Origin of the sequence: Salipiger sp. H15, assembly GCF_040409955.1 — a bacterium.
Lineage (GTDB): Bacteria > Pseudomonadota > Alphaproteobacteria > Rhodobacterales > Rhodobacteraceae > Salipiger.
Genome location: NZ_CP123386.1, coordinates 169,574 through 179,294 on the forward strand (window position 1 = coordinate 169,574; position 9,721 = coordinate 179,294).

At 68.6% G+C, this 9,721-nt stretch carries 10 protein-coding genes; 3 read left to right on the top strand and 7 right to left on the bottom strand.

Translation table 11 applies throughout. The features are described from left to right. Positions 1–14: 14 nt before the first annotated feature. Positions 15–950: a dihydrodipicolinate synthase family protein gene (locus tag PVT71_RS23355; RefSeq protein WP_353475916.1), complete on the bottom strand. Its 936-nt coding sequence runs from the start codon at positions 948–950 to the stop codon at positions 15–17. A 104-nt stretch (positions 951–1,054) separates the two neighbouring features. Then, a complete protein-coding gene (locus PVT71_RS23360; protein WP_353475917.1) occupies positions 1,055–2,047 on the bottom strand; it encodes an ABC transporter substrate-binding protein in 993 nt (330 codons plus the stop codon). A 127-nt stretch (positions 2,048–2,174) separates the two neighbouring features. Here PVT71_RS23360 and PVT71_RS23365 point away from each other — a divergent pair, with 127 nt between their 5' ends. Then, complete coding sequence (locus tag PVT71_RS23365) at positions 2,175–3,380, top strand: M20 aminoacylase family protein (protein ID WP_353475918.1); 1,206 nt, start codon at positions 2,175–2,177, stop codon at positions 3,378–3,380. A gap of 81 nt (positions 3,381–3,461) precedes the next feature. Here the strand turns inward: PVT71_RS23365 and PVT71_RS23370 are convergent, their stop codons facing one another. Next, positions 3,462–4,229, bottom strand: coding sequence for an ABC transporter permease (locus PVT71_RS23370; RefSeq protein ID WP_353475919.1), 768 nt, complete (start codon positions 4,227–4,229; stop codon positions 3,462–3,464). Then, entirely contained in the window at positions 4,226–5,086 is an 861-nt protein-coding gene (locus tag PVT71_RS23375; RefSeq protein WP_353475920.1) for an ABC transporter ATP-binding protein, read from the bottom strand. The genes PVT71_RS23370 and PVT71_RS23375 overlap by 4 nt, the downstream gene beginning before the upstream one ends. Positions 5,087–5,353: 267 nt before the next feature. On the opposite strand from PVT71_RS23375, the gene PVT71_RS23380 reads away from it, so the two are divergent. Together PVT71_RS23380 and PVT71_RS23385 are read left to right on the top strand one after the other, a co-directional pair. Beyond that, positions 5,354–6,028: an SDR family oxidoreductase gene (locus PVT71_RS23380; protein WP_353475921.1), complete on the top strand. Its 675-nt coding sequence runs from the start codon at positions 5,354–5,356 to the stop codon at positions 6,026–6,028. A gap of 30 nt (positions 6,029–6,058) precedes the next feature. Further along, the gene (locus PVT71_RS23385) at positions 6,059–6,706 is read left to right on the top strand and encodes an SDR family NAD(P)-dependent oxidoreductase (RefSeq protein WP_353475922.1); all 648 of its coding nucleotides are present in this window, start codon (positions 6,059–6,061) and stop codon (positions 6,704–6,706) included. 102 nt (positions 6,707–6,808) lie between these two features. Here the strand turns inward: PVT71_RS23385 and PVT71_RS23390 are convergent, their stop codons facing one another. Genes PVT71_RS23390 through PVT71_RS23400 form a run of 3 tightly spaced genes read right to left on the bottom strand, consistent with a single transcriptional unit; the run spans position 6,809 to position 9,679 of the window. Continuing rightward, positions 6,809–7,903: an ABC transporter ATP-binding protein gene (locus PVT71_RS23390; protein ID WP_353475923.1), complete on the bottom strand. Its 1,095-nt coding sequence runs from the start codon at positions 7,901–7,903 to the stop codon at positions 6,809–6,811. A 1-nt stretch (position 7,904) separates the two neighbouring features. After that, positions 7,905–8,690, bottom strand: a complete 786-nt coding sequence (locus PVT71_RS23395; protein ID WP_353475924.1) for an ABC transporter permease — start codon at positions 8,688–8,690, stop codon at positions 7,905–7,907. Beyond that, a complete protein-coding gene (locus tag PVT71_RS23400) occupies positions 8,687–9,679 on the bottom strand; it encodes an ABC transporter permease (protein ID WP_353475925.1) in 993 nt (330 codons plus the stop codon). Before PVT71_RS23400 ends, PVT71_RS23395 begins: the two co-directional genes overlap by 4 nt. Positions 9,680–9,721: the final 42 nt, after the last annotated feature.

Below are 9,721 nucleotides of genomic sequence, written 5' to 3' on the forward strand. Positions count from 1 at the left end.
GAACCCCCTTGGTCTCAGGCGGGCTCGGTCAGCGCCGCCAGCTTCGCCGCCTGCCGGGCCAGCATCCGCTCGACCTCGGCCACGGCGGCGGGCGGTAGGGCCGCGCCGGGTCGCCGCTGTGCCGCCGAGGCAATGGCGCCGCGCTTTTCCAGCACGTACTTGCGCACCGCGAGGCCGACGCCCGGCTGCTGCTCGTAGCGCACCAGCGGCATGTAGGCCTCGAAGACATCCGACGCGCGCTCCCACGCGCCCGCCTGTGACAGGCGCACGATGTCGCGCATCATCTCGGGGAAGCCGAAGCCGGTCATCGCGCCATCCGCGCCGCGCCGCATCTCCTCGGGCAGGAAGAGCCCGCCGTTGCCGCAGAGGATCGACACGCGCCGACGCCCCGCTGCCTCGGCCTCGCGCAGGGCGGTGATCTTGGCCAGACCCGGCCAGTCCTCGTGCTTGACCATGACGATGCTGTCATGTGCCTCGAGGATGCGGCCGAGCGAGCCCGTCGAGATCGGCACCTTGGTCGAGAGCGGGAAGTCCTGCAGCACCAGCGGCACGTCGGGGCCGAGCACCTCGACCACCTGCGCGAAATAGGCCTCGACCTGCTCGTTGGTCGCAAGCCCCATGGGCGGCGCCACCATCACACCGGCGGCGCCGAGATCCATCACCGCCTTGGACAGCTCGCCGATCGCCGCCAGCCCCGGCGCCGAGACGCCGACCACCACCGGCCTTCCCCCGGCGCGGCGGATGGTGGCGGCGGCGACCTCGCGGCTTTCGACCTGGGTCAGCTTGGGAGCTTCACCCATCATGCCGAGGATGGTCAGCCCGTCGGCGCCCTTCTCGAAGTAGAAGTCGGTCACCCGGTCGATACTCTCGCGGTCGAGCGATCCGTCCGGGGTGAAGGGGGTGACGGCGATGACGAAGACACCCTTCGTCCGGGTCGTGATGAGGCTCATGTCGGCGCTCTCCTGGAAATTCCGGCCCGGAAGCGGGCCCTTGAAACCGCACCGCCCGGCGCGGGCACCGGGCGGAAGGACGTGGCAGGGGCAGCAGGCCCGGCTTACTCGGCGACCTGGTAGACGACGTCCTCGGCAGTCAGCGGCTTCGACAGCGGGGTGACCTTGTCGACCACCTCGATGTTGTGCGCGACGCGGGCCATGTCGAAGTCGTAGCCGTTCTTCTCGAACACCGCGTTGTCGAAGGCGAAGGCGAGCGAGTTCGGCACCATCCGCGCCTGGCTCTCGCGCAGCGTGCCGTCCACATGGGCAACGATGGCGTCGATCGCCGCCTCGGGGTCGTCGCGGGCGGCATCGTAGGTGCATTGCACCGCCGCCTTGAAGCGCTTCACGAGGTCCGGGTTCTCGGCGATCAGCTTGTCGGAGGTGAAGATCGAGGCGTTGTAGATGTCGAGCCCGTCGCCGTAGTAGATCGCCCGCACCTTCTTGCCGGCGTTCTCGGCCAGCGCCTGGATGCCGACGACCGAGGTCACGTAGCTGGCCAGCGCGTCGATCCGGCCCTGCAGCAGCAGCCCGTTCAGGGCCGAGCCGTCCGCCGTCTCGACCTTCACCGCGTCCATGTCAGCCCCGGCCATCTCCATCCCGAGCGGCAGGAAGGAGAAGGCGGCGTTGCCCACCGAGGTGCCGATGGTGCGGCCCTGAAGGTCGGCCAGCGTCTGGATCGGGCTGTCCTCGAGCACGGCGATCGAGGCCGGGTTCTGCGACACGATGGGCACGATGGCCTTCACCGGGGCACCGCTCTCGGCGATGGTGCCGATGATGGTGCCAAGGTCGGTCACCGAGAAATCCGCGACGCCCGTCGCCACCTTGGTCACCGCGTCCGCCGCGCCGTAGCCGCGCGAGATGGTCACGTCGATGTCCTGATCGCTGAAGCAGCCCTGGTCGAGCCCGAGGTAATAGGCGGCCGAGATGCCCCCGGGGGTCCAGTCGAGCTGGAAGTCGACCTGGTCGGCGGCTTGCGCCGGTCCGGCGGCGGCGGTGAGGCCCGCAACTGCCCCCGCAACAAGCATCGCGCTCGGGAACTTCGTCGGCATCATGGAATCTCCTGTCGGTGTGGTTGGTTTGTCGTTGGCATACCATTAGGATACCGATACGGTCCGACAAAGCGAATAACGCAGGATCGGGCTGCTTCAGCCCCAGGGACCCAACCGGAGAGGAAAAATCATGCAGATGGAAAAGGTCTTTGCCGCCTTCGAGGCGCGGCAGGATGAAATGGTGGCGCTGCGGCGCGACATCCACATGCATCCCGAGACCTCCTACGAGGAGGTCCGCACCTCGGCGCTGGTCAGTCAGAAGCTGGACGCGTGGGGAATCGAGAACCACGCCGGCCTTGCCGGCACCGGCGTCGTGGCGGTGATCCGTGGCCGCCTGCCCGGCAACCGCGCCGTCGGCCTGCGTGCGGACATGGACGCGCTCAACATGGACGAGACCAACACCTTCGGTCACCGCTCGACCATCCCCGGCAAGTTCCACGGCTGCGGCCATGACGGGCACACCACCATGCTGCTCAATGCCGCGCGCTACCTGTCCGAGAACCCCGATTTCGGCGGCACTGTTCATTGCATCTTCCAGCCCGCCGAGGAGGGCGGCGCGGGCGGGCTGCGGATGATCGAGGAAGGGCTCTTCGAGAAGTTCCCCTGCGACGCGGTCTATTCGCTGCACAACAAGCCCGGCATCCCGGTCGGCAAGTTCATCACCCGGGTCGGCGGCCAGCTTGCCTGCGCCGACCAGTGGACCGTCACCTTCAACGGCACCGGCGGCCACGCCGGCGCGCCGGAGAAGGGCATCGACCTGATGACCGCGCTGGCGCATTTCATCCTCGGCATCCAGGGCATTGTCGCGCGCAACGTGGTGGCGCAGGACTCCGCCGTGCTCACCATCGGCATGATCGAGGCGGGCACCTCGCACAACGTCATGCCGGCGCAGATCGTGGTCACCGGCACCGCCCGCTGCCACAACCCCGAGGTGCGCGACCTGCTCGAGAAGCGGCTGGCCGAGGTGGCGGACAGCGCCGCCGCCATGTGCCTTGCCAGCGCCGTGACCGACTACCAGCGCGGCTACCCGCCGCTGGTCAACGCCCGGGCCGAGACCGACAAGGCCGTGGCCGCTGCCGCCGCGGTGAACGGGATCGAGAATGTCGACCCGAACTCGCCGCCGATCAACGCCGCCGACGATTTCGCCTACATGGCCATCGCGCGGCCGGGCTGCAACGTGATGATGGGCAATGGCGACGGGCCGGAGTGGAAGAACAACCACCGGCCGGACTACGATTTCAACGACGCGGCGATCCCCTACGGCTCGGCCTACTGGGTCTCGGTGGTGAACCAGGAGCTCGGGCAAGGTGTTGAGGCGCAGCAGGCGGTGGCCTGAGCGCCCACTGCGCGACATGACAAAGGCCGGCGGGGACGCCGGCCTTTTCGCTTTTCCCGGAAGTCTTGCGGCAGGTGCCGCTCACTCGCCGGCCTTGGTCTTGATCGACCAGCCGAAGAACGCCCGGTGCGCCCAGTTCACCGCCTCGTAGAGCGCCACCGAGATCACCGCGAGGATCACCACGCAGGCGGTCGCGGTGGGGATGGCGAATTGCGCCGTCGACGAGGTGACGAGGAAGCCCAGCCCCTTGTTGGCATTGACGAATTCCGCCACCACCGCGCCCACCACGGCGACGGTCACGCCGATCCGCAGCCCGCTGAAGATGAAGGGGATGGCGCTCGGCAGGCGCACGCTCAGGATCTCGCCCATGCGCGAGGCGCCGGCGACGCGCGCCAGATCCAGCATCTCCTTCGGCGTGTCCATCATCCCGGCGGCGGTGTTGACCATGATCGGGAAGAAGCAGGTGAGCGTCACGATGATCAGCCGCGTCGTCATGTCGGTGCCGAAGATCACCACGAGGATCGGCGCGATGGCGATGATCGGGATGGCGTTGAGGAAGACGATCAGCGGGTAGATCATCTCGGACACGGTGCGGTTGACCGAGACCACAACCCCGAGCGGGATGCCCACCACGCAGGCGCAGAGGAACCCGAGCAGGATGGTCTTCATCGTCTCGACCGTGTTGCTGAGGATCGCCGGGCCGAGCTTGCCGCCGCCCTCGACGATGTCGAGCGGCGAGGGCAGCAGGTAGACCGGGATGTCGAGCGCGTCGCTCAGCAGCTGCCAGCCGAGCAGGAAGGCCAGGAAGGTGCCGACGGGCAGGACGATCTTTCTCAGGGCGGGGCTCATGCGCGGCGTCCTTTGCGGCCGGTGCGGGGTCCGAAGATGTCGTCGCGGATGCGCTGCGACAGGGCGAGGAAATCGGGACGCGCGGCGCTGTCCGCCCCGCGCGGCTTGGGCACGTCGATCTCGACCAGATCCTGCATCCGTCCGGGCCGCGCCGACATCACCGCCACGCGGTCCGACAGCAGCACCGCCTCGCCTATCGAATGGGTGACCAGCAGGATCGTCTTGCGGGTTTCGGCGTGGATATCGAGCAGGTCGAGTTGCAGGTCCTCGCGGGTCAGCGCGTCGAGCGCGCCGAAGGGTTCGTCCATCAGCAGGATCTTCGGGTCGAGGATCAGGCTGCGGGCAATCGACGCCCGCTGCTGCATCCCGCCCGAGAGCTCGTGCGGCATCCGCTCGGCCATGTCCTGCAGACCCACCAGCGCCAGCAGTTCCATCGCTCTCGCGCGGTGGGCCTTGGTCGGGCGCTGCAGCACCTTCACCGGGTAGAGCACGTTGTCCATCACGTTCAGCCAGGGCAGCAGGGTCGGCCGCTGGAAGACGATGGCCACCTCGGAAAAGCCCCGGCGCGCCTTGCCGCCGCCGATCCAGATGTCGCCGGTGCTGGGCTGCTGCAACCCGGCCAGCATGCGCAGCACCGTGGACTTGCCGCAGCCCGAGGGACCGACCAGCGAAACGATCTCCTCGCGGTAGATGGTCAGGTTCATGTCCTCGACCGCCACCAGCGGATCGCCCTTGGCCGTCGCGAAGGTCACGCCGGCATGGGCCAGCTCGATGATCGGCTCGCGGCGCTCCGGTTCCGGGGCCCCGGGCGTCTGCGCCGCGCTCTGCGCCGCCTGCACCGGCGTTGCGTGGATCATGTCGTCGTCTCCTTTTGCACCGCGCGCCACCACCGCGGCCTGCGTTTGCAGCGATGGCATACCAAAGGAACACCAAGCGCCAGAGCTGGCGCGCCACAGCCCTGCCGCTTCGTCATCCGGCGCTGAAATCTTGTGCATTCAGGCGCTCGAAGCTGGCTCCCTGCCTCCGAAACCGCCCCGAATTTCCGTATCCGCACGCCGCGACTTGCCGAATATCCCGAATCTGGCATTCCAATTGTCGACCATTGGAACTCCAAGGAGAACGACATGCCCAGATTGCTTGTGTCAGGGGCGAATCGCGGGATCGGGCTGGAGCTTGCCCGGCAGTTCGCCGCCGCGGGCTGGGAGGTGATCGGCACCGCCCGCCAACCGCAGACCGCCGCCGCGCTGGCCGAGACCGGCGCGCGGGTGCTGCCGCTCGAAGCGGATGACGAGCGCTCGATCACCGCGCTGAAGGAGATGCTGGACGGCACGCCGATCGATGTGCTGATCGCCAACGCCGGCATCGCCATCAACCTCGAGGCCGGTCCCGCCGAGGTGACCCGCGCTGACTTCACGCGGACCATCCGCACCAACACCTGGGGCCCGCTGGCACTGGCGCGCGCGCTGAAACCGAACATCGCCGCCTCGGAGCGCAGGACCTGCTGCGCCATGTCGAGCCTCATGTCGTCGATCTCGGCCAATGACTGGGGCACGCAATACGGCTACCGGGCCTCGAAGGCGGCGCTGAACGCGGCCTGGGTCGGGCTTGCCGACGAATGGCGCCCCGAGGGGATCACCTGCCTGCTGCTGCGCCCCGGCATGGTCGCCACCGACATGACCGAGGGGCGCGGCATTCCCGTGCAGGAGAGCGTCGCCGGGATGCGGCAGGTGGTCGAAGGGATCACCGCCGCCGATGCCGGGCGGATCATCGGCTACGACGGCCTCGACGTGCCGTGGTGAGCCCGGTTGCCGAAAGATAAGGAGACAGACATGCCCACCGTCCTGATCACCGGCGCCCATGCCGGACCCGGCCTTGCCCTCGCCCATGCCTTCGCCCGCCGGGGCTGGGCCGTGCTGGCGGCCAACCCCCGCCCCTTCGCCGCCGCTGATTTCGCCACGCTCGGGCCCGACGTGTCGGAGCTGCGCTACGATCCCGCTTCGGATGCCAGCGCTCGCGACATCGCGCTGCGCCTCAGCGGGCGGGTGATCGACGTCGCGATCTTCACCCACGTGCTGCGCGAGGAGACCGCCCTGCCGATCGAGCGTGTCACCGCCGCCGGCTTCGAGCGCATGATGCTCGAGAACACCTTCGCGCCGCTGAGCCTTGCCGCGCTGCTGGCGCCCAATCTCGCCGCCGCCGCGGAGCCGCTGGCCGTGGCGCTGGTCGATCCCGCCGGGCGCACCGGGCGCTTCCACGGCCCGGCGCAATACGGGCTGCGCGCCTCGCAGGCGGCACTGGTGCAGATGTGGCGCAATCTCGCGGTGGAGTGGCAGGAGCCCGGCATCCGCTGCCTCGCCCTGCAAGGCGCGGGCGATCCTCGGGCGCTGGCCGAGGCGGTGCTGCGGGTCGTCGACACGGACGGCGACGCACCCTCCGGCGCGATCATCGACCTCGCGCCCGAGCCGGCCACCGCCTGACACGGCTCACCTCTCACCGCTCCCGGCCCGCTCTACCCCCAAGCGCAAACGGAAAGGCCCGGTCCTCGGACCGGGCCTGACCTCATCGAGTGACGGGCGCGGTCACTGGCGGAGCACGGACAGGCTCGCGCTGTCCCAGCCCAGCCAGACCGGCGCGTCGCCGAGCTTCGCGGTGGTGTCGGTGTCGGCATAGGCCCGCAGCCGCGCCGCGCCCGCCTCCTCCACCACGATGTCGACCGCCACGCGGCTGCCGAGGAAGGTCTTCTCGACGATCCGCCCCTGCACCGCATTGCCGGTGAGCGGCTTCTCCGCCGCCAGCGCGATCTTCTCGAGCCGCAGCGAGGCGCTGACCTCCTGCCCGGTGGCGGGCACGCCGGCCGGGGCGCGGCCGCGCAGCTCGATGCCGCGCCAGTCGACGACCACCTCCTCGGACGCGCGGTCCACGCCGCGCACCGTTCCGTCGAGCAGGTTGGTGGCGCCGATGAACTCGGCCACGAAGCGCGTCTCGGGACGGAAGTAGAGGTCCTCGGGCGTGCCGTCCTGCTCGATCCGGCCGCCGTTCATCACCACGATCCGGTCGGACATGGTGAGCGCCTCGTCCTGGTCGTGGGTCACGAAGAGGAACGTCTTGTCGGTGCGGCGCTGGATCGACTTCAGCTCCATCTGCACCTGCGCGCGCAGCTTGGCGTCGAGCGCACCGAGCGGCTCGTCGAGCAGCAGCAGCGCGGGATCGGGCGCGAGCGCCCGGGCCAGCGCCACCCGCTGACGCTGGCCGCCCGAGAGCTGCGAGGCGTAGCGGTCGGCAAAGGGCATCAGCTCGAGGAAGCTCATCACCTCGTCGAGACGGCGCTTGATCTCGGCCTTGCCGAGCCCCTTCAGCTCCAGCCCGAAGGAGATGTTCTGCGCCACGGTCATGTGCGGGAACAGCGCGTAGTCCTGGAAGACCATGTTGACCTTGCGCTTCTCCGGCGGCTGCGCGGTGACGTCCTGGCCCTCGAGGATGATGCGCCCGGTGTCGGTCTTCTCGAAACCGCCGAGGATGCGCAGCGTCGTCGACTTGCCGCAGCCCGACGGGCCGAGGAAGGTGACGAACTCGCCCGGGGCGATCGAGAGATCCAGCGGGTGCAGCGCCTGCGACTTGCCGTAGGCCTTGGACACGCCCTCGAGGCGGACGATGGGTTCCTTGTCGGACAGCATGTCAGTGCTCCCTGTTCATGCGGCGGCTGGAGCGTTCGGCCCAGACCCCCAGCACCGCGGTCAGGATCAGCACCACGGTGGAGATTGCGTTGATTTCCGGCGACATGCCCGAGCGCAGCTTGGCGAAGATCAGCACCGGCAGCGTCGGGTCGTAGGAGCCGAGGAAGAACGAGCGGACGAAGTCGTCGAAGCTCAGCAGCAGGCAGAAGATCGAGGCGCCGATGATCGCGGGCATGAGGTAAGGCAGCGTCACGCGGGTGAAGGTGACGAAGGGATCCGCCCCGAGGTCGCGCGCCGCCTCGCCAAGGCTCCTTGGCAGGGTCGAGAGCCGCGCCATCACCACCAGCGCAACGAAGGGCACGTTGTGCACCGCGTGCGACCACATGATGGCGAAGCCGCCCGGCTCGATGCCGAGCTGGCGCGCGTAGACGCGGAAGGCGATGGCCGAGATGATCCCCGGCACCAGCGCCGGCAGGATGGTCAGCGCGTAGACCGCGAAGCGCCCGGCGAACTTGCGCCCGCTCAGCAGCACCGCGAGCCAGGTGCCCATGACCACCGAGACCACGGTCGAGCAGACCGCGATGATCAGCGAGTAGACGAAGCTCGACAGCACCGTTCCGTCGTCGAAGACGCCGAGATACCAGTCGAGCGTCCAGCTCTTGATCGGGAAGCCGATGAACTTGCTGTCCTTGAACCCCATGAGGATCATCAGCAGCAGCGGCACGAAGAGGTAGACCACGAAGGCCCAGAAGAAGACGGAAAGCCAGACACGGCCGGAGCGGGTCATTTGCTGTCTCCCTTGCGGAGCGCCGAGATGAAGCGGGCGAACACCCCGGTCAGCACCAGCGCGGCGAAGAACATGATGACGGCAAAGGCCGCGCCCGTGGGCCACTGGTCCCCCGCGACGTGGAAGAAGCCCGCGATGGTCTCGGCAAAGACCGTGGTGTTGGGCCCGCCGAGCAGCACCGGGGTGCCGTAGTAACCGGTGGAGATGAGGAAGACGAGCGTGCAGCCCGAGCCGATCCCCTCGAGCGTCAGCGGCAGGGTGATGCGGCGGAACCGCGTCCAGGCCCCCGCGCCGAGGTCGGCCCCCGCCTCGGAGAGGTTCCTCGGCAGCTTCTCGAGCGCCGAGTAGAGCGGCAGCAGCATGTAGAGCGCGGTGAGGTAGATCAGGCCCACGCTCACCGAGAAGCCGGTGTACATGAAGGGGATCGGCCGGTCGATCAGCCCCAGCGTTTTCAGCGCGAGGTTGATGGCGCCGTTGTTGCCGAGCAGGATCATGATCGCGTAGGTCCGCACGATCTCGCCGGTCCAGAACGGGATCAGCAGCAGCAGGAGCAGCGCCAGCTGGTGGTCGCGCTTGACGTGCCGCGCGAGATAGTAGGCGACCGGGTAGGTGATGAGCATCGTCACCACCGTCAGCACCGCCGAGTAGGTGATCGTCCGCAGGAACGGCATCATGAACACGCTCTCGCTGAAGAAGCGCGCGTAATTGGCCAGCGTGTAATGGTTTTCCTGCCCCGGAGCGATGGGATAGGCGTCCAGCAGGCTGACCTGCAGCATCTGCAGCATGGGTCCGAGGTGCTGCGTGACGATCCAGATCACCGGCAGCACCGCCAGCAGCACGAACTGCCTGCGGGGGGAAGCGAAGAGCAGCGCGACGAGCGCCTGGTAGGGCGCCCAGTTGACCAGCCTGCCCCAGAACGGGCGGCGGTCGGCTGCGTCTCCCGCCGCGGCGGAGCGGCGCGCCCCTGCGTCGACGGCGTTGTTGGTCATGGCGTTTCCTCTCTGCACGAAAGCGCGTGCGTCGGGCTGCGG

Coding starts and splice junctions, on each gene's coding strand:
- PVT71_RS23355 (WP_353475916.1), bottom strand. CDS start 950: ATGAGCCTCATCACGACCCGGACGAAGGGTGTCTTCGTCATCGCCGTC.
- PVT71_RS23360 (WP_353475917.1), bottom strand. CDS start 2,047: ATGATGCCGACGAAGTTCCCGAGCGCGATGCTTGTTGCGGGGGCAGTT.
- PVT71_RS23365 (WP_353475918.1), top strand. CDS start 2,175: ATGCAGATGGAAAAGGTCTTTGCCGCCTTCGAGGCGCGGCAGGATGAA.
- PVT71_RS23370 (WP_353475919.1), bottom strand. CDS start 4,229: ATGAGCCCCGCCCTGAGAAAGATCGTCCTGCCCGTCGGCACCTTCCTG.
- PVT71_RS23375 (WP_353475920.1), bottom strand. CDS start 5,086: ATGATCCACGCAACGCCGGTGCAGGCGGCGCAGAGCGCGGCGCAGACG.
- PVT71_RS23380 (WP_353475921.1), top strand. CDS start 5,354: ATGCCCAGATTGCTTGTGTCAGGGGCGAATCGCGGGATCGGGCTGGAG.
- PVT71_RS23385 (WP_353475922.1), top strand. CDS start 6,059: ATGCCCACCGTCCTGATCACCGGCGCCCATGCCGGACCCGGCCTTGCC.
- PVT71_RS23390 (WP_353475923.1), bottom strand. CDS start 7,903: ATGCTGTCCGACAAGGAACCCATCGTCCGCCTCGAGGGCGTGTCCAAG.
- PVT71_RS23395 (WP_353475924.1), bottom strand. CDS start 8,690: ATGACCCGCTCCGGCCGTGTCTGGCTTTCCGTCTTCTTCTGGGCCTTC.
- PVT71_RS23400 (WP_353475925.1), bottom strand. CDS start 9,679: ATGACCAACAACGCCGTCGACGCAGGGGCGCGCCGCTCCGCCGCGGCG.